The sequence below is a fragment of the Paenibacillus sp. P22 genome, assembly GCF_000469945.2.
GTDB classification, from domain to species: domain Bacteria; phylum Bacillota; class Bacilli; order Paenibacillales; family Paenibacillaceae; genus Paenibacillus_O; species Paenibacillus_O humicus.
In genome coordinates this window covers 1-19,059 of record NZ_CBRA020000048.1, presented here as the reverse complement: position 1 = coordinate 19,059, position 19,059 = coordinate 1, and the positions used below count along the sequence as shown (strand labels likewise).

15 protein-coding genes and 2 pseudogenes are annotated in these 19,059 nt (G+C 58.3%); 9 read left to right on the top strand and 8 right to left on the bottom strand.

What is annotated here, in order from left to right; all coding sequences use genetic code 11:
• Positions 1 to 29 precede the first annotated feature (29 nt).
• A complete protein-coding gene (locus BN871_RS08650; RefSeq protein ID WP_048745402.1) occupies positions 30 to 749 on the top strand; it encodes an HAD family phosphatase in 720 nt (239 codons plus the stop codon).
• 94 nt (positions 750 to 843) lie between these two features.
• Here the strand turns inward: BN871_RS08650 and BN871_RS08645 are convergent, their stop codons facing one another.
• The gene (locus BN871_RS08645) at positions 844 to 1,446 is read right to left on the bottom strand and encodes a DUF1349 domain-containing protein (RefSeq protein WP_021877302.1); all 603 of its coding nucleotides are present in this window, start codon (positions 1,444 to 1,446) and stop codon (positions 844 to 846) included.
• Positions 1,447 to 1,796: 350 nt separating this feature from the next.
• Here BN871_RS08645 and BN871_RS08640 point away from each other — a divergent pair, with 350 nt between their 5' ends.
• From BN871_RS08640 to vanT, 4 genes are all read left to right on the top strand, one after another.
• Positions 1,797 to 2,453 (top strand): C40 family peptidase, encoded by a 657-nt coding sequence (locus tag BN871_RS08640; RefSeq protein ID WP_083436326.1) that lies wholly within the window; start codon positions 1,797 to 1,799, stop codon positions 2,451 to 2,453.
• Positions 2,454 to 2,706: 253 nt separating this feature from the next.
• The gene (gene vanG, locus BN871_RS08635; RefSeq protein WP_048745401.1) at positions 2,707 to 3,765 is read left to right on the top strand and encodes a D-alanine--D-serine ligase VanG; all 1,059 of its coding nucleotides are present in this window, start codon (positions 2,707 to 2,709) and stop codon (positions 3,763 to 3,765) included.
• Positions 3,766 to 3,784: 19 nt separating this feature from the next.
• Positions 3,785 to 4,603 carry a M15 family metallopeptidase gene (locus BN871_RS08630; protein WP_021877305.1) on the top strand — a complete coding sequence of 273 codons (819 nt, stop codon included), beginning with the start codon at positions 3,785 to 3,787 and terminating at the stop codon, positions 4,601 to 4,603.
• On the top strand, positions 4,593 to 6,734 hold the full coding sequence (vanT, locus tag BN871_RS08625) for a serine racemase VanT catalytic subunit (protein ID WP_048745399.1): 2,142 nt from the start codon (positions 4,593 to 4,595) through the stop codon (positions 6,732 to 6,734). Before BN871_RS08630 ends, vanT begins: the two co-directional genes overlap by 11 nt.
• A gap of 427 nt (positions 6,735 to 7,161) precedes the next feature.
• On the opposite strand, the gene BN871_RS08620 is transcribed toward vanT, so the two are convergent.
• From BN871_RS08620 to BN871_RS28950, 3 genes are all read right to left on the bottom strand, one after another.
• On the bottom strand, positions 7,162 to 7,635 hold the full coding sequence (locus BN871_RS08620) for a DinB family protein (RefSeq protein WP_021877307.1): 474 nt from the start codon (positions 7,633 to 7,635) through the stop codon (positions 7,162 to 7,164).
• Between the two features lie 173 nt (positions 7,636 to 7,808).
• Positions 7,809 to 8,846, bottom strand: coding sequence for a HEAT repeat domain-containing protein (locus BN871_RS08615; protein ID WP_232312921.1), 1,038 nt, complete (start codon positions 8,844 to 8,846; stop codon positions 7,809 to 7,811).
• Between the two features lie 2 nt (positions 8,847 to 8,848).
• Positions 8,849 to 9,217, bottom strand: coding sequence for a hypothetical protein (locus BN871_RS28950; protein ID WP_232312919.1), 369 nt, complete (start codon positions 9,215 to 9,217; stop codon positions 8,849 to 8,851).
• A gap of 115 nt (positions 9,218 to 9,332) precedes the next feature.
• On the opposite strand from BN871_RS28950, the gene BN871_RS08610 reads away from it, so the two are divergent.
• Entirely contained in the window at positions 9,333 to 10,160 is an 828-nt protein-coding gene (locus BN871_RS08610; RefSeq protein ID WP_048745397.1) for an AraC family transcriptional regulator, read from the top strand.
• Between the two features lie 75 nt (positions 10,161 to 10,235).
• Here BN871_RS08610 and pepF read toward each other — a convergent pair.
• Positions 10,236 to 12,036 (bottom strand): annotated as a pseudogene (pepF, locus tag BN871_RS08605) (oligoendopeptidase F).
• 172 nt (positions 12,037 to 12,208) lie between these two features.
• Between pepF and BN871_RS08600 the strand changes: the two are divergent.
• Both BN871_RS08600 and BN871_RS08595 read left to right on the top strand, forming a co-directional pair.
• Positions 12,209 to 12,862: a TetR family transcriptional regulator gene (locus BN871_RS08600; protein ID WP_048745396.1), complete on the top strand. Its 654-nt coding sequence runs from the start codon at positions 12,209 to 12,211 to the stop codon at positions 12,860 to 12,862.
• The gene (locus tag BN871_RS08595; protein ID WP_048745394.1) at positions 12,859 to 14,139 is read left to right on the top strand and encodes an MFS transporter; all 1,281 of its coding nucleotides are present in this window, start codon (positions 12,859 to 12,861) and stop codon (positions 14,137 to 14,139) included. The genes BN871_RS08600 and BN871_RS08595 overlap by 4 nt, the downstream gene beginning before the upstream one ends.
• 122 nt (positions 14,140 to 14,261) lie before the next feature.
• Here the strand turns inward: BN871_RS08595 and BN871_RS08590 are convergent, their stop codons facing one another.
• Positions 14,262 to 14,996, bottom strand: coding sequence for an AraC family transcriptional regulator (locus tag BN871_RS08590; protein WP_198158028.1), 735 nt, complete (start codon positions 14,994 to 14,996; stop codon positions 14,262 to 14,264).
• A gap of 234 nt (positions 14,997 to 15,230) precedes the next feature.
• Here BN871_RS08590 and BN871_RS08585 point away from each other — a divergent pair, with 234 nt between their 5' ends.
• Positions 15,231 to 17,186, top strand: coding sequence for a glycoside hydrolase family 127 protein (locus tag BN871_RS08585; RefSeq protein ID WP_157060245.1), 1,956 nt, complete (start codon positions 15,231 to 15,233; stop codon positions 17,184 to 17,186).
• 50 nt (positions 17,187 to 17,236) lie between these two features.
• Here the strand turns inward: BN871_RS08585 and BN871_RS26715 are convergent.
• A pseudogene (locus BN871_RS26715) lies at positions 17,237 to 17,482 on the bottom strand (aldose 1-epimerase); the annotation flags it as partial.
• Positions 17,430 to 19,059: beta-L-arabinofuranosidase domain-containing protein (locus tag BN871_RS08580; RefSeq protein WP_048745392.1), on the bottom strand; the 1,630-nt coding region annotated here is incomplete at its 5' end. The pseudogene BN871_RS26715 and the gene BN871_RS08580, both read right to left, overlap by 53 nt.

Genomic DNA, 19,059 nt, shown 5'->3' with positions numbered 1-19,059 from the left:
TCAATCTGGGAATCAAGGGAGAGAAAGCCATGAACGCATGGAGTCTATCCGATTGGAAAGAAAGCCCGATACAGGCGGTGCTGTTCGATATGGACGGCGTGCTCGTCGACAGCGAGCCGATTTATTTCGAAATCGAGCGAAGCTCGTTTCTCCACTTCGGCGCTTCCGTCGATGAAGAGGAGCATCATGGCTATGTCGGCATTACGCTGGAAACGATGTGGCGGCGGGTGTTGGACAAGCATCGGATCCACGCCGGACTCGAGCAGGTTTTGTCCCATCACAAGGAAATGGTGTTGACGGCTCTGGCCCGGCACGAACGTCTCGAGGCCATGCCCGATGTCGAATGCTTGCTTAGGTATTTCCAGGAAAGGCAAGTTCCGCTCGCTGTCGCCTCCTCCTCCCCTCGGGCATTGATCGAGATCATCATGGAGCGCACCGGGCTCGGCAAGTACTTCGACGTCGTGGTCAGCGGCGAGGAAGTCGATCGAGGCAAGCCGGCGCCGGATATTTTCCTTCGCGCGGCGGGCTTGCTGAATGCGGAGCCTGCCTCCTGTCTCGTCATTGAAGATTCGCGCAATGGAGTCCAGGCGGCGAAGAGCGCAGGGATGAGATGCATCGGCTTCCGCAATCCGGGATCCGGCAACCAGGACCTTGCCATGGCCGATGTCCTCATAACGGCTTATGGAGAGCTGCTGGATATCCGGCATACGCTGCCGATCTCTCCGCTTGTTCTGGAGAAGAAGGCCTGATGGCAATGGAGCGGCAGATTACGTAGATGAGACAAAAGCCCAAGGATCCTGCCTCCGGAACGAGGCGGGATCCCTGGGCTTCTGGCGGATGGGATCAGTCCTCGACAGGCTCGACATGGACATCCGTATCAGGCTCGGCCAGCACCCATCGGGTGAAGGCGACCTTGAGTCCTCCGCTCGTAGGCGCGCAGAGGAAGGGACCGGCTTGCCAATCTTCGCGGCTCGGCAAAGGACTTACGCGGATCGTTCTCCAGGGATGACGCTCCGTCCTCGCTCTTACAATGACCGCATCCTCCAGCCGGGATGCCCGGATCGTCACGACTTCCCCCGCCCATTCCGGAACCGGGGAAAGCGACCAGTCCGACAGTCCCGAAGTGACTACGGCTCCCACATGCGGGATGCCGTCGTTCATTTCGATGCCGGCTTTTATCCATTGCTCCGAATGGCTCCACAGCATGAGTCCTGCCTGATCGTACAGATGATCCATGCCGTCAAGGCGGAATCCGACCTCGATGGCCTTGTCGCCATTCCATGGAGCAAGCAGGGAGTGGCCGCTGTCGCGCTGGAATCCGTACATCGTTTTTTGCCAGAAGTCGCTTCCTTCCACTGCCTCCACATGAAGCTTGCCATCGATTTCTTCCCAGGACAACGGCTTTGTCAGCCATTCTCCGCTTGACCAGGCTATTTTCTCGGACATGTTTGTTCTCCTTCGGTTAGGATTTCCATATTTCCACTAAGTATAAAAGAGATGGGCTTGTCTGCCTACAGCTTTTCCAGCCGTTCTTTGGCGGGAAGCGCAAGGATGCGCGGATTTCCGGGCGGCTTCCCTTTCAGGCTCCGCCTTGGCGATCCGGCTTTTTTCTCATCGTCAATACGGCCTGGATGATTTTTTTCTCATGGTTTTTTAACAAACGGGCTCAACCGCAAGGGCGGTCAGGACTTTCGTCCACATTGGGAAGTAGTGGGGATTACGGCTGTGTTATGGTGTTCCCAGGCGATCACGGCAGCCATCATCAACCTACTATACCGAGCGGGAGGAACTCAACCATGCAACCTCGCAACCATCGAGTGAGAACCAAGCTGCTTGGCGTTGCGCTGAGCCTGTCCATGGCCTTTTCCGGAGCTATGCTTTTGGATCCGAACACGACTCATGCTGCGGCTGCAAATGGGAATGCGAATGCTTCCACAGCCGATGCTGTTGTTGCAACGGGAATGCAATACTTGGGCGTGCCGTACAAATTCGGGGCAAGCTCCGGATCAACGGATGCTTTCGACTGCTCTTCGTTCATGCAATATATTTTCAAGAAAAACGGCATCGATCTGCCCCGCTCGTCCAGGCAGCAAGCCGCTGTCGGCACGCCGGTCGCGAAGGACCGGCTGCAGCCGGGCGATCTCGTGTTCTCGGATACGAATCGGGACGGAGTGATCAACCACGTCAGCCTCTACATCGGAGACGGCAAGCTGCTTCATACTTACCGTGTCGGCATCGGCGTCACCGTCTCGACTTTTGCCGGCAGTACTTGGGACAACACGTTTGTGACCGCTCGTCATGTCCTTCCTGGCGGCAGCGGTACGGTGGATCTCCCTCAATCGGACGAGCAGGCCTCCGTAGCTGCAGCGACCGGCAAATCGATTGAAGCGCCGAAACCGGCTGCTTCGGAAGGCAAAAAAAGATATGACTGGAAACCGTCCAGACATAGCTGACCTGACTGCACGCCACATTGAATTCCATAAAAGGCTCTCTGCTTGTTGTTCGAAGCAGAGGGCCTTTTTGGGCGTAAAGCCCGAATGGCGCGGCAAAAGGGCTCGAGCTTTGATGAAATGGATTGGATTATAAGTCTGTTTGGACTCCGCCTGATACATTTTTTTTATTGAACTCCGTCTTTCCTACATCCATGCAAGAGAACAATAAGCCCATTGTCCTGCTTGCAAACATGCATAGGAGTGAAACAATCATATGAAAAGATCCATGATCGGAATCATTTTCGGCGGCCGCTCGACTGAATACGAAGTTTCCCTTTCCTCCGCAGCTGCGGTCATAGACAGCTTGGACCGGGACAGCTATGAAATCGTCAAGATCGGCATTACCAGACAAGGAGAATGGTACCGGTACGGCGGCGATTCCAGCGCGATCCGCGAGGACCGCTGGAGGTCGCATCCAAGCTGCGTACCCGTTGTATTGTCCGCCAACCGCGCTTTTCCAGGCTTGATCGAGCTTGCAGGCACGGAATTCCGATTCACCCCGCTCGACGCCCTCTTCCCTGTCATGCATGGCAAAAACGGAGAAGACGGCACGATGCAAGGCCTTCTCGAGCTGTCCGGCATTCCGTTCGTAGGCTGCGGCATGCTGTCCTCGGCGGTATGCATGGACAAAACGATGGCGAAAATCATCGTTCAGTCCGACGGAATCAACGTCCCTCCATCTGTCAGCGCCATAGCCGGCGATTCGATGGAAGATATCGTCGCGGCTGCGGAACAGCTCGGATATCCGCTCTATGTCAAGCCTTCGCGGTCAGGCTCGTCCATCGGCATCACCAAGGCACACGGGCGGGACGAGCTGCTGGCCGGAATCGGGAAAGCTTGGGCTCACGACAGCCGCCTCGTCATCGAGCGGCATATCGAGGGCTTCGAGCTGGGATGCTCGGTACTCGGCCATGAGGATCCGATTGCCGGAGAGCTCGATGAAATCGCGCTGCACGGGGAGTTTTTCGACCATGCGGAAAAATATTCGCTGAGCACGGCCTCCATCCATCTCCCTGCCCGCATCGACGCAGGCACAGCCCGGGAAGCAAAAGAAATGGCGCTGCGCATCTACCGGATTCTGGGATGCAGCGGACTCGCCCGGGTGGATCTCTTCCTCGGGAAGGACGGACGGCTGTATTTCAATGAAGTCAATACGATTCCGGGGTTTACGGAGAAGAGCAGGTATCCCGGCATGATGCGCGAAGCGGGAATCGGCTTTCCCGAGCTGCTCGACCGCTTGATCCATGATGCGTTGAAGGAACCGCGTATATGAAGGCCGATACAAGTCCGCCATGGCGATCCGAACCGGCATCAGCCTGGCAGAGAGCGTGCGGGTCCCTTTGAAGCAGATGCATGAAGGCTATCTGATTCTCGTCAATCGGGATTATCCGGTCAGGACGGAAGAGATGAAGCTGGCGCCGCTTCCATCCGGCATGATCCAGGCCTTCAACGTGGAAGAGCCGACCCGTTCCCTGGAGAGCGAATGCGGACGGCAGCTGGCCGCCCTGCTGGCAGCATGCCGGGGCTTGGACAGCATCGCGGTCGTGAGCGGCTACCGTTCCAAGCAGGCGCAGCAGAACCTGTACGACAATTCCATACGGGAAAACGGGATCGCCTTTACGGAAAGCTACGTGGCAAGGCCAGGCGCAAGCGAGCACCAGACCGGCCTTGCCGTCGATGTCGGCCTGGCGTCCGACGGCATGGATTATATCCGTCCATCGTTCCCCACCGATGGAGCGTGCGGACGGTTCAAGAGACTGGCGGCCGATTACGGATTCATCGAGAGATACAAGGAGAGCAAGTCATCGCTTACGGGAATTGCCGGGGAGCCATGGCACTACCGCTATGTCGGCTTTCCTCATGCGGCCATCATGGAGAGGGAGAATATGTGCCTGGAGGAATATGCGGGGTTCATCCGCCAGTTTGCGGGCGGAGACAACCATCTCGCGGTCGGCAACAGGTTTGAAATCTATTATGCGGCCGCCGCCGGCGAGCTGACCTCGGTTCCGATTCCGGCGGCGCATCAAGGCAGCTGGCGCATATCCGGCGACAACTGCAGCGGATTCGTCGTGACGGTGACGTATCCGGGCGGAAAACGGCATGGCGGCTGAAGCCAGGTTCGGCAGCCTCGACCGGTTCAAGCTCCTGGCCGGCCTGCTCGTCGTTGCCAACCATACCAGCCCTTTGACGACGTACAGTCCGTTTGCCGATTTCCTGCTCAGCGGACTTCTGTCAAGGGTTGCCGTTCCCTTTTTCTTCATGGCCTCCGGCTTCTTTTTCTTCCGCTCGCTGCCCCGCAAGCCGTCCCGATGGGCCGCGTTGAAACAGTTTATGTCCCGGATCGGATTCCTTTACGCGGTGGGAATTCTCCTTTATCTGCCCCTTAATGTGTATTCAGGGGATTTCAACTCATCCCGGAATTTCGGTTCTTATGTCAGCGGCCTCTTCTTCAACGGCACCTTCTATCATCTCTGGTACCTGCCCGCTCTCATGATCGGAGTCGGCATCGTCTTTGGGCTGAAGGCCGCGCTTCCCGGCAAGGCTGTCATAGGCATTGCGGCCGGACTGTATGCCATAGGCTTGCTTGGAGACAGCTACTTTGGTCTTACGGCGTCCGTAAGCCCCGCTCTTGCCGCGGTTTTCAACTCCTCGTTCCATTGGTCGGACTACACGCGCAACGGCATCTGGTTCGCTCCGCTGTTCATTGCGATGGGAGCCGGCGCTGCGCAACGGCCTCTTCCGCCCGCTTCCGCTCCCAAGCTGGCCGTTGCATTCCTCTTCTTCCTCGCGCTCACTCTGATTGAAGGGATCTGGCTGAAGCAAGCGGACTTCGCCCGTCTGGGAGCCATGTATGTCTTTCTGGTTCCTGCCATGTACAGCCTCTTCCATCTGCTATTGAGGCTGGGAGGCAAGAAAAGCCTTCTTCTCAGGCAGCTGAGCACCTGGATCTACGTCGTTCATCCATGGATGATCGTTGCCGTTCGCGGAACAGCCAAGCTCCTTGGCTTGCAGGCTCTGCTCATCGGCAACAGCCTGATCCATTTCATCGCGGTCGCTGCAACGTCTGCGGCTCTATCGTTAGGAGGTGTCATCATGCTCACCAAGCTCAAAAGCACAACCGCCGCGCGCAGCCGCGCTTGGGCCGAGATCGACCTGGCCAATCTGGACCATAACGTGAAGGAATTGCAGCGCATCCTTCCTTCGGGCACCGCCTTGATGGCTGTCGTCAAGGCGAATGCTTACGGCCATGGAGCTGCACCGGTAGCCGAGCGGCTGTACAGTGCCGGCATCTCTTCCTTTGCCGTGGCCGAGATCGACGAAGGGATCGCCATGCGCAGGCAAGGCATCCAAGGCGAGATTCTCGTTCTGGGCTACACCCCGTCGGACCGGCTGGACGAGCTTCTTCATGCCGATCTCGCGCAGACCGTCGTAAGCGCGGAAGATGCCGAGCGCCTGCAGGCATCCGGCAAGAGAATCAACGTCCATATCAAGATCGATACCGGCATGAACCGCCTCGGAGAGCCGTTCGGCCATACGGAAAAAATTTTATCGATGTACAGACACAGCCATCTGCATGTCATCGGCACTTTCAGCCATTTGGCATGCGCGGACAGTCCCGACGAGGAAGACCGGGCTTTTACCCGGCTCCAATATGAACGGCTGCTGGAAGTCGCGGCGAAAATCCGGTCCGCAGGACATGACCCGGGCAGGCTCCATATCCAGAACAGCAGCGGCATTCTCAACGGCTTCGGATGGAGCTTCGACACAGCGCGTCCAGGCCTTGCCTTGTACGGCTTGAATTCCGCTCCGGAAGGCCGGATTCCGGCCGATATCGAGCTGCGCCCGGTTCTCTCCCTCAAGGCCAGCGTGACGCGGGTGAGCCGGGTCGAATGCGGGGAAGCGGTCGGATACAATCGGGGCTTCACGGCTTCCCGCGCCACTGTGCTGGCTACCCTGTCGATCGGTTACGCCGACGGCATCCCGAGAAGGCTGGCGGAGACAGGCGGCTCGGTTCTGCTGCATGGCAAGCGCGCGCCAATCGTCGGACGCATCTCGATGGATCAGATGACAGTCGACGTGACGGAGATCGAAGGAGTCAGGCAAGGAGATGCCGCTACGCTGATCGGCCGGGACGGAGCCGAAGCCATTGCGGCCGAAGAGGTGGCGGCATCCGCCGGAACGATTGTGAACGAGGTGCTCAGCAGGCTGGGACCTCGGCTGCAGCGGATATACTTGTCTTAAGCGGATGCCGCTCCATCTGCATTATTTTCTCTTCCCAGCCCGCAGCGAATCATAATCAAATTACCGGCGTGCGCGGAAAGAGCGGCGCAGCTCCCCTACCCAAAGCTCCGAAATCTCCCAGGGGTTGAAGCGGCCTCCCTTGCCTCCATTCCGATCAAGCTTTTGTCCGGCTCGTGGATACTGGCGATGAGGCGACGACGCTTTTCACGGTCCAATCGCCCGGATAAGAGGAACCTCCGGGTGAATCGGACACGGAAGCGGATGGCGATGATTTCGGCGGTTCGTTTCCTGATTCGGAAACGAACATTTAACCGCGAATAATGTCTTTTTTTTGCAGGCTGGAATCCCTTAAAAGGCATCGTTTCGTTGAGATTTCATGTCCATTCCGTCTTGTCGCCTATCCTTTTGCGCAGTCTTGTCGTCTGTCCTATTGCGCTCTCTCGACTGCTTGTCTCTTTAGAGCCTGAATAGCTCCGATATGCAGCCCTTCATGAAAAATCGTACGGATAAGCACCTGCTCGACGGTGTGCATCCCCATTTCGGTCGGCGGGAACTCCTCATCCAGTCGATCCCGATATCGTTCTTGAATCTCGGCAGGCTGCTGCTCAAGCATCTGCAGAAGCTCGGAGAAGGAAGGCGTCTCCGTCGTGAACGAGGACGGGCTTGAGCCGTATCCGAACCACAGATTGAAGCCTGCGGCAACCGGCTGCTCCTCTTGAGTGAGCGCATGAATCCAGGCGTATTGATCCGTGAAAATGTGGCCCAGGTTCCAACGGATGTTATTGTTGAAGCCAGCCGGAATCACCTCGGCCTGCGCTTCCGTCACCTCCGCGGCAAGCTCCAGGAGCTCCCTTCGATAAGCGTGCAGCTGTTGGAACAACACCTCATGTCTAGCCTTCATTTGTTCCCCACCCTTTCTTAGTCTCTATATTACAATTGGATAAAGCCCGTTGATTTTCCTACAGGCGCATAAAAAAACAGGAGCGGCTTCATGCCGCTCCTGAACATCCCTTCGTGACCTTGCTTCCTTTCATCCGCATCGGGCTGAGTTGTGCAGTCAGGCAGAGCCTGCGATCAGAACGTGCTGGCCTTGGTCGTATCGGAGCACCAGCGCAGGTTGAACAGCTCGCGGAACAGAACCTCCCGCGCTTCCGGGCTGTCGATGTAGCGAAGAGCCTCCGCCGCATGTCCTCGTACATAGCGGTTCGGATCCTGCAGAGCTTCAGCCAGCTCAGGCACGGCATCCGCCGCCGCTCCCTTCAAGCGCAGCAGCGAGAGAGCCGCCATGAACCGGACTTGACTGTCCTCGTCGCGCAAGCCCCGGATGAGCGCCGGCACGATGCGCTCCGCCGGACTTCCGATCATTCCGAGTGAATCGACGACCTGGCGGCGAACCTCGGCCGACTGTCCGGATAACAGCGCGGCAAGCCTCGGTACCGCAGCTCCGGCTAGCTCTCTCAGCTCGCCAAGGGCGAATGCGGCATGACAGACCGTCGCGGCGTCGGAGCTGTCAAGCGCTGCCTGCAGGCCGGCGACCGATCCTGTTCCGGCAGCCGACAGGCCGTAGGCAGCCAATCGGGAAATTCGGCTGTTCTCCTGCCGGAGAGCCTCCTCCAGAGCGGCGATTCCTCCTTGGCCTCTGGCTGCCAGGCTGTAAGCCGCGTTGAGGGCTGAGCGCTCATCCGATCCTGCCAGAGCGGCCGCAAGCCTTTCAACGGCTTCCGCATCGTCCGGCTGCGTATCGGCCAGGCTGCCGATTCGTCCGAAGAGCCAGTTCCACGTCTCTTCCCAGATGACAGCCTGATGAGATTCCGCGGCTGCCGCTTCTTTCGAAGGCGCCCAGATCGGATTCCGGCAGTCCCAGGAAGGAGCCGACGGCGCCGTCGTGCGCATGAATTCAAACTTCAGCATATAACGGGGCTGGCCAAGCACGTTGGCTGTGGAACGATGCCAGATGTCGTAATGGATGAGAGCGAAGGTGCCGGCGCCGCCCTGCGCAGTCACTTCCTCCTTCGGATTCTCGTCCTCGAACATGCGGGACTCCAGCAGCTGGGTGCCCGGGAAGATCCCTGTCGGTCCGAGCTCAACAGGGGTGTCCTGCGGGAAATACATGATCATCGCCCACCAGGATGATGGTTTCTCATCCGGTCATAGCCCCAGTAGCTGTCCTTATGCCAGCCTCCCGGCTGCGGAGAGGCGTTGAAGTGGCCGTGGCGGTGGGTGTGCAGCAGGTAATCGGGACCGAGCACGCTGGTAAGCGCGCCGGTCACGACCGGATGGTCGAATACTTTCTGCAGGTCCCGTATCCGGGGCAGAATGTTGTTGCCGGGATTGCCTTCCTCGTTGTAAACCTCGTTCAATTGAGACACCAGGCCGTCATGGAACTCCTGCGGAAAGTCGGTTTGGAGCAGCAGCACACCGTCGCGGATAAAGGCTTTCATTTGTTCGTCTGTGAGCAAAGCCGGCTTGTGGTTATTGGTCATGATCGATGTCCCTCCCGGAATCTGATACACTGATTATAGTTCGCGGTTCCGAGGGGGAGAATGGAAGTTCCTAAGGGATTAGGGGACAAAACTAAGCAATGGGGCTGGACGAATCATGCTTCGACAAGAAGAATCCACTCTGCTGGAATTGCTCGACAATCTGCAGGTTCGGGTTCAGGTCGCCCACCGCACCCAGTGCACGGCGGACTGGCGGGATCTGGACTTCGTGCCGGAATTCAACCGGCTTTACTTCATCCTGGACGGGACAGGCTGGCTCCAGGTGGACGGCAAGGAGTGCTTTCCGAAGCCGGGCCAGCTGTGCCTGATGCCGGCCTTCGTCAAGCAGTCGTATTCGGCTGTCGCGGACAAGCCGCCTTTCTCCAAATACTGGTGCCACTTCAATGCCGGCGTCGGCCCGTTCGACTTGTTCCAGTGGATCGACGCCCCGCTCTGCATTGATGCGCCGGACCCGCAGCGGATGCAGAGCCTGTTCGCCGAGCTGGCGGAGCTGCATTCCAGCCCCTCCCTCGTTTCGCTTCTCCGGGAGAAGGCGGTCATGCTGGAAATCCTGTCCTCCTTTCTGGAAAGCATCCCGGTGCAGGTGCTCACCCATCGGAGCGAGGACATGCAGAGAATCCGCATCATCCAGGACTATGTGGAATCCCATCTGCAGGAAAGCTTGAGCATCAACGATCTGGCGGCTTCCCTTCATCTCCACCCGAACTATTTCATTTCGTACTTCAAGAAGCACTTCGGGATGCCGCCGGCCAAATACATCAGCCGCAAACGGATGGACATGGCGCGCAAGCTGCTTGCCTCCACCTCCCTCAGCATCAAGGATGTCGCGGAACGGACCGGATACCCGGACACCCACTATTTCGCCAAATGCTTCCGCAAGGAAACGGGACTCAGCCCGACGGAGTTCCGCTCATCCTATGCATGACAAAAAAAACCAGCTTCAGCCGACCCCGTCGGCAAAAGCTGGTTTTTTTATCGTTGGCCCGCAGCGCGAGGCCGGTCAGTACAAGCTTTCCAGCTCGTCGATCAGGGAGCCGACATAGGCTGCGGCGGTGCGGATCGGATCGGGCTTCGACATATCGACGCCTGCGAGCCGGATCAGCTCAAGCGGACTCATCGAGCCGCCTGATTTGAGAACCTCCAGCCAGCGATCCACCGCGGGCTGTCCCTCCTCCCGGATGAGCTGCGCTGCCGCCGTCGATACGGTCAGTCCAGCCGCATAAGTGTAAGGATACAGGCTCATATAATAATGCGGCTGGCGCATCCAGGTCAGCTTGGCATCGTCATCGATGACGACATCCCCGCCCCAGAACGAAGAGAGGATGTCTCCCTTCAGCTCGCACAGCTTCACGGCCGTGATCGGCACGTCCTGCATGGCGAGGCCGTAGACTCGGCGCTGAAGCTCGCCTTCGAGCAGGTGGGTGACGAAGTTGTGGAAATAAGTGCCGAGCAGCTGGGATATGACCCAGCGGCGCATGCGGGGATCCTCCGAGCGCGACAGCAGATGGTCCGCCAGCAGCAGCTCGTTCATCGTCGATGGCGCTTCGATGAAGTAAAGCGACGGCCTGGCGTTCGTCGGGCGCTGATAACGGCTTCCAAGCATCAGATGGCCTGCATGCCCGACCTCGTGGGCGAGCGTGAATGCGCCTCTCATGCTGTCCGCCCAGCTGATCAGAATATAGGAGTGGACGCCGGGAATCGACATGCAGAACGCGCCGGTTCTCTTGCCGGCGTTGTCCGCATAATCGACCCAGCGGTCCCGGAACGCATCCGACACGATCTCGCCGTACTCGGGACCAAGGACGGCAAGAGCTTCCTTGATCAGCTCTCCCGCTTCCTGGAACGTAATGCCGGGACTGAAATCGGGATCGAGCGGAGCTTTCAGATCCGCGAACGTCATCTCGTCCAGCTGAAGCACCCGCTTCTTGAGCGCCGCGTACTTGCGCATATGAGGCGCCAGCTCTTCCTGCAGAATGTCCAGGATGTTGGCGTACATTTCGGTCGTGACCTGCTGCGGCGTCAAGAGCATGTCCGTGACGGAATCATATCCCCGCAGGCGCGACTCGATCACCTGCCGCTTCACTTCGGTGCCGTAGGCTTCGGCGAAGGTGTTGCGGTAGCTGCGCAGCGTTCCGCTGAACGCTTTGAACGCATTGCGCCGCAGCTCGGTATCCGGCGATTCCGCGTATTTGTTCTCATAGAGCGCAAACGAAACCGGCAGCTCATTCCCGCTGCTGTCCTTCGCGGCCGGGAAGGTCATATCCGTCAGCTTGCCGCGTTCATAGATGCGGTATGGCGCGCCCAGCACTTCGCCGAAGGAAGCCAGAACCTTTTCCGTCTCCGCCGTCAGCCGATGGGGCTTCGTCTGCAGCAGCAGGCCGAGGCTCCGCTCGAAATCCCGCAAAGCGGGCTGCTCGCTCATGTACGCGGCGACCGTTCCGTCCGGGAGCGAGATGATTTCGGATTTGATGAAGGAAAAGGCGGAGCCGGCCTGCGAGGAAAGATCGCGCGCTTTGGCGGCGTTCATCTGATTGTCCGGATCGATGCTGTCTCCGGATTGATGCAGATGGGCATACGCGTATACCCCGGCTGATCCGGCTCTGCAGCTCTTCCTGCGCGACCAGGCAGGCGAGCAGCTTGTCCGCGCCTTCGCCCAGCGTGCCTTCGTATTTCGTGACGGAAGGCAGATCCTGCACAATGGCATTCCATTCCTGCTCCCAGGCTTCCTTCGATTCAAAAATGTCGCGCAAATCCCAAGTCGTCTCTGCGTCGACCTCGGACCGGGTCAAGATTTTCGACATGATCAACACTCTCCTTCCGGATATATCCAGGCTTGGCATCTCCAAATATCACCATTGTATCATGGCTGTCTATGCCGCCAACTGGTTTTGGATGGAAAACAGAGTTGAAACTGGAAGCCGTTTTCCCTATACTCAAAATGACACGAAGTTCATTTTGTGGGAGGATACAGGAATGTCGCCCAAACTATCTGACGAACGCAAAGAACGTCGAAGGCAACAAATCCTTGAAGCGGCGAAGCGCGTATTTGCCGAGAAAGGGTTCGGAGCTGCGACACTCAAGGATATCATCGAGGAAGCCGGAATGAGCCGAGGATGGATTTATTTGTACTATCCGACCAAGGAGGAAATTTTTGAGGCGCTCCTGGACCATCAGGATGCCGATCACGAACGGAACCTTGCAGGGCTTGAGGCATCGTCGACATCGGTATGGGAGCTGATTTCCGCTTCGTATTCCATGCGGTTGAATGAATGGGCGAGTTCATCGGATCGCGGCCTCATGCCGGCATTCTACGAGTATTTCCTGGTCGGCTGGAGAGATGAAGCGCGCCGCGAGCTTCTTCTCCGCCGCTACGAGAAGGGCATCGTTCAATTCGCTGGGCTTCTCCAAACCGGCATCGACCGCGGGGAGTTCAATCCCGTGCTGGGCGTGCTGGACATATCCCGGCTTGCCGCTTCTTTTCAAGAGGGCATTGTAACGCATACCTACGCGGTTGGAGCCGCCAAGGCGAATTCCCCGATGCAGATCGAAGCGCTTCTGGACTATTTGAAGTCTCTGCTTCGGCCTGCGACGGACAGCCGCCGGCCATCCAGGGAGGAAACGCTATGAAGACGCTGTTTCGCAATTCGACGTTCAACAAGCTGTTCTACGCGGCCTTCTCATCGCAGCTGGGCAGCGTAGTCGGCAATATGGCATTCGCCTTCTATCTGGTCGACCGGTACAGCGAAAAGCCTTCGCTGGCGACGACGGCCGAGCTTATGTACTCTCTGCCGACACTGGCGGTATTCTGGATCGTCGGCGTCATTGCGGATCGATTCGACCGCAAGATCATCGCGGCGTACAGCGACTGGATACGGGCGGGCCTTACCGCGCTGCTGCTTCTGTTCGTCCATTTCGACCTGCTGTTCGCCTGCTTTCTGGTTTTGTTTCTCCGCAGCGCGATCTCCAAGTTTTTCGGTCCCGCCGAAATGGGGCTGCTGCAAGGCAGCATCCCTCAAGACGCTTATGTACAGGCATCGGGCCTCAATCAAATGGTGCTGGGCATGTTCATGCTTTTCGGCATGAGCCTCGGCGCGGCCGCCTATCATTTCATCGGAATTGAAGGCGCTATCATCGTGGATGCCGTCAGCTTCCTCGTCTCCGGCCTGTTGATTTCGAGGGGGGATTTCCCTGCCCATGCCCGCACTCCGAACGGAATGAGCCGTCTCCGAGATCTCCGCTTCTCCCTGCTTCTCAAGGAATTTTGGCAAGGCCTCCGGTATCTGATGGGCAATCGGCTGTTAGTGGTCCTGATCAGCGGATTTCTGTTTTTCGGCCTGGTCAACGGCGTGTTCGCCGTGCTCCCCCTCTTTGCCATGAAATACAAGCTGAGTCCCGATCAATACGTCGTCCACTCCTCGCTGATTACGGTCTTCCTCGGAATTGGCTTCCTCATCGGCAGCCTGCTCGGCCCATGGATGATACGCCGCCTGACGAGAGCTCCGATTCTGATCGGCGGCCTATTCCTCTCCAGCCTGCTTATTGCCGGACTCGGAATGGCCGAGCGAATCGAAATCTATTTCATCCTCATCCTTTTCGCCGGAATCGCCATCGCCCCGATCAACATCGCGCTCGGGAGCTGGATGCCGGAGCTGGTGCCTCCGGATCGAATGGGCCGTGTCAACGCTTTGATCGAACCGGTCATGATGCTCGGCCATTCGCTTTCCCTCGGGTTTATCGCCTTTGCTTTTCCGGCTTGGATCTCCATTGCTTGGCTGCATTATTCGGTTGCCCTATGCACGGTGGCTGTCAGCGCGTTTTATTTGACTTCTCTTCCCCCGCTTGTCCGCAAGCTTCGGGGCCAAGGAGCCGAGCGGGCTGCGGCGGCCGAAGGAGAACAAGCCTAGCTTTTAATGATTGAACACCTGCAGGGTGGCTGGAAAAGCATTTGCAGGCATGACCGAAGACGACGGTTTCTTGCTTGGTCGGATGCATGGAAAGACATCGATTATCCCATATGGATTCAGCCTCAACGATTGTTCAGCGTCGTGCCAGAAAAGGAAAGCCGGTAGGCTGTCGGGGTCAAACCGGTCTTTTTCTTGAACCACTTCGAAAATTGCTTGTCGTCCCCTGCCCCGACTTTTTCCGCTACTTCCTTGACTCCGAGCCGGCTGCCTGCCAGCAGATTCTTGGAGGCGTCCAGCTTCAAGGCGTGGACATAGGCCAGCAGGCTGACCCCGAACTTGCGCTTGAACATGCGGGCCAGATAGTCTTTGTTGTAGCCGATCCGACTGGCTGCGGATTCGAGGGAGATCGGCCTTTCATGAGCATGCAGCCTTATCCAGGCCAGCAGCTCGGCCAGCCGCGGATCCGTCTCCTGCAGCCCGGCCGAATCATGGAGCTGCTCTCCCAGCTCGATCAGCAGAGAGGTCAGAAAATAGTCGCCCGCAGCCGCGATGGCATATCCTCCACTGGCCGCGTGAAGCAGCTGCCTGGCCAGAATATGAACCCGGCTCGGAAAGGAGCAGCGCGCATGGCGAGGGATCAGGCTTTGAGGCTCCCCCGATGGCGGCTCGGCAGGATCGAAGTGGAACCAGTAGAAGGAAACGCCAGGAGCGGAAAGCTTGTACCCGCGGTGACGCTGCCCTGGAAACAAAATCAGGATGTCGCTTTCCCTCAGCTCCAGCAAGCGGCCGTCCACTTCCAGGAATACGACTCCGGAAACCCCGATCATCAGTTCATGGTCCTCAATGATTCGATCCATATGGGACCAATCCTCGTCGGAAATAAACCTTCCCCCTTCATGAAACCGGTAAGGCTGACGCAAATGCAAGGGCAAATAATCCATCCTCCACCTCCGAGGCTTTCCGCCATGAAGTCCGTTTTTGACACTTAATCTACGGGATTGCCTGCCGACAAAGGCGTCTCCGTTTTTTTATGATGGAATCAGCGAGCCGCAGCAGCGGCCGCGAATCCTTGCATGAAGGAGAATTCCACGATGAGCGATAATAACGCGACGAAGCCTGGAACGAGCGTCCGCGTCGAGGATGGCTACTGGACCCCCTATCAGAGACTGGTGCGGAATACCGTTCTTCCCTATCAGTGGGAGGCTCTCCATGACCGGATCGCAGGCGCCGAGCCCAGCCGGGCGATAGCGAACTTCCGTATTGCAGCAGGGCTCCAGGAAGGACGCTTCGAAGGCTTCGTCTTTCAGGACACGGATCTCTACAAATGGCTTGAAGCCGCATCCTATCAACACGGTTCGGCCTTCGAACCGGAGCTGGAGCGTCAAGTGGAAGAAGCGGCCAGGCTCATCGGAGCCGCCCAGCAGGCCGACGGCTATCTCAATACCTATTTCACGGTGGCCGAACCCGGCAAGAGGTGGACCAATCTGGCCGACTGCCACGAGCTGTACTCTGCGGGACACTTCATCGAAGCCGCTGCGGCCCGCTATTCCTGCACAGGAAAGACGGACCTGCTCGACATCGCCGTCAAGCTCGCGGACCATATCGACTTCGTATTCGGACCCGAGCCGGGCAAGCTCCGCGGCTATGACGGCCACCAGGAAATCGAGCTTGCGCTCGTCAGGCTGTACGAAGCCACAGGCGAGCGGAAGTACTTGGATCTGGCCGGCTTCTTCATCGACGAGCGAGGACAGAAGCCGGACTTCTTCCATCTGGAATGGGAAAAGCGCGGCCGTACCAGCCACTGGCATCCAGGCGTACAGAAAACCCCGCCCTCTCTGCACTACCATCAAGCCCATCTGCCCGTCAGGGAGCAGGAAACGGCGGTCGGCCATGCCGTCCGGGCTGTCTATATGTACGCTGCGATGGCCGACCTGGCCAGGCTGCGCCAGGACGAAGGACTGCTGGCTGCCTGCAGGAAGCTGTGGAGCAGCATCGTCCATAAGCAGATGTACGTGACGGGCGGCATCGGGTCCACTCCCATCGGGGAAGCGTTTACAATCGACTACGATCTGCCCAACGACACGAACTATTCGGAGACATGCGCCTCGATCGGGCTGATCTTCTTTGCCCGGCGCATGCTTCTGCTCGAAGTCAGCAGCGAGTATGGAGATATTATGGAGCTTGCGCTGTACAACACGGTCTCTTCCGGCATGTCGGCAGACGGCAAGCATTATTTCTACGTCAACCCGATGGAAGTCTGGCCGGAGGCCAGCAGAGGGAATCCCGGCAAGCACCATATCAAAACGGAAAGGCAAGCCTGGTATGGCTGCGCCTGCTGTCCGCCCAATGCCGCGCGGCTCCTCTCTTCCCTGGGACATTATATTTTCACATCGGATAACGAGAACCTTTATGTTCATCTCTATATCGGCAGCGAGGCTGAAGTCCAGCTCGTCGGCGGCAAGGCGGCCATCAAGCTGGAGAGCGGAATTCCGTGGAAGCCGGAAGCGAGCCTGACCATCACGGATCTCCCAGCCGGCAACCCGTTCTCCATTGCGCTTCGGATGCCTGCCTGGTCCAGCACCCTCCGCCTCGAAATCAACGGGCAGGAGGCCGATCCGGACATCAGGAGCGGGTATGCTTATCTGTACAGGCGCTGGGAGCAGGGCGACGTCATCGACATCGGCTTTGCCATGGAGCCCCGGCGGATTTACAGCCATCCGCAGCTTCGGGCTGATGTCGGCAAGGTAGCGCTGCAGCGCGGTCCAATGATCTACTGCCTGGAGGAAGCCGACAACGAGGCCCCTCTGGCCGCGCTCTCGCTGCCTTCAGTTTCCGAGATTACGGAGGTTCCTTCTGAGTGGAGCACCGGAGCAGTACTGCTGCAGGCTCGCGGCGAGAGGCTGCGCGCTCCGCTGGAGGAGGAAACTTCCCTGTATCGTCACTCTCCACCCGTTGTCGAAACCTGCAAGCTCACCTTTGTCCCTTATGCTCTCTGGGGCAACCGGCGTTCTGGCGAGATGGCCGTCTGGCTGCGTGAATCGCTTTAGTCCGTCCGGAAACAAGCTCATGTCATGGCCAAGCGTCCTTTCCTTGCGGCTTACATTTCAAGGACGTAGAGGCGTGAAGTCTCTTCCCATATTTCTCCCGGCTTCAAAGCGACGAGGCCGATGGCTTCGGAATCCATGCCGACGTTCGGAGCGTTGACCAGATTGATCTGGGGCTCCGGACAGAAGAAGCCTTCGGCCGCTTCGTTGTTCCAAATCATCCATAGCCGATAGGAAGTCCCGGCGTCATAGATGAGCTTCTGCCCTGCTTGCCGGTCGCTGAGCTCGATCCGGTTGCGATCGAATGGTTGGAAACTCCCCGACCCGAAGCTTCGCGCCGCCGTAAGGAACGAGGATGATCTCTTGTTCCTTCTGCCCTTCCGCATCGGGATTCAGAGGCGGGGAATCCGCATTGTTCCCTGCCATCGGCCAATTGCGGACGAGCCTGCCCTTGGTCTTAAGCTTGACGGGAGACTGCTCCGCGAGGAAAGGCTGGGAAGGAATCTCTCCGCTCGCGAATTCGAAGCCCGCGCCTTCGACAAGCCCGTACCGCCATGCTGTCGTCGGATAGATCTCCCAATCGCTGAATTTCTCCCGAGAGATATGCGGCAGCCAGTTCTCGCCAATGGGAAGCGAGTATACAAGCGGGCCGCGTTCCACGCTGAGCGCATACAGATTGCGCGAGATCAGCTCGACCTTCATCGGCAGGCTCAGCTCGACGGCATCGCCGTCGTTCCACTCCCGCTCCACGAGCGCAAAGCCATGGTCAACCTGCAGCTGCACAGGCTTGCCGTTGATGGACAGCGCCGGCTCCGCGCACCAAGCCGGGATGCGCAGATGCAGGGCGAACTTCTCCGGTCCGGCGAGCGACAATCCGATGGAGACGTTCTCGCGGAACGGATACCCGCCGCCGACGGTCAGCTCGGCTTCGCTGCCGCTCCCGACAACGGCCTTCACGATGCATGGAATGTAAGAGACGGCGGCAAGTCCGCCTCGGCGGTCCGACATCCAGGCATGCGCGGCCAGCTTGGGCCAGCCTTGATGCATATTGGCCGTACAGCAGCCGAAGTTCGGCTCCAGGCCGAACAGATTGGCCTCGTCGCCGTTGCTCCAGTCCCGTTTGGCTACGTTGCAGATGATCTGGTTGACCTGCTGGTCGTATTGATGGGAAGTCCAATCGGCCGATATCGCTGCAGGAAGCGCGTTGAAGGCGACCTTCTCCAGGATGTCTCCGAACCGTCCATCCCCAAAAATGCGAACCAATTGCTCCAAGGTGAACATGTACTCGACGACGGCGCATAGCTCCACGCCTTGGGAAGGATGCGTTCCGGACAGCCATTCATCGCCGGAGAACATGCCATGGGCCTGGCCGTGATAAGCCATCAGGCTGTCGATGCCGCGGTGGACGGCCGATCGGAGCTTCTCGTCGCCTGTCAGCTCGTAGAGCAGGCCCGGCGTCTTGATTCCCATCGCCACGTTGACGACATGCGTGCGGTGATCCCAGTGCTCGACCTTCCGCCAGAACGGAAAACGATCCAGAATGGCGGTCCAGTCCGTCGTTTGTTCCGAAACCGTTTGCGACAGCTCCAGAAGAAAAGGCTCCTTGGTCCTGCCGTATGTCCAGTGAAGGGCAAGCATCAGCTCCGCTCCGCGCGGAACGGCCCAGTTCTTGAGCGGATGGTGGTGCATGTTCATATGCATATACCGGAAAAATCGGATGAGGAAAGGAACGATGCGGTTGTCGCCGGTCGCTTCCTCGTACTGGATCATGACCTTCATCATGATCATGTAATGCCACCAATCCTGGCTTTTATCGATATCCTCGTTGACAGACTGTATCCGGTCCGGGCCGAAGGAGCCGTCCTCCCGCTGGCTG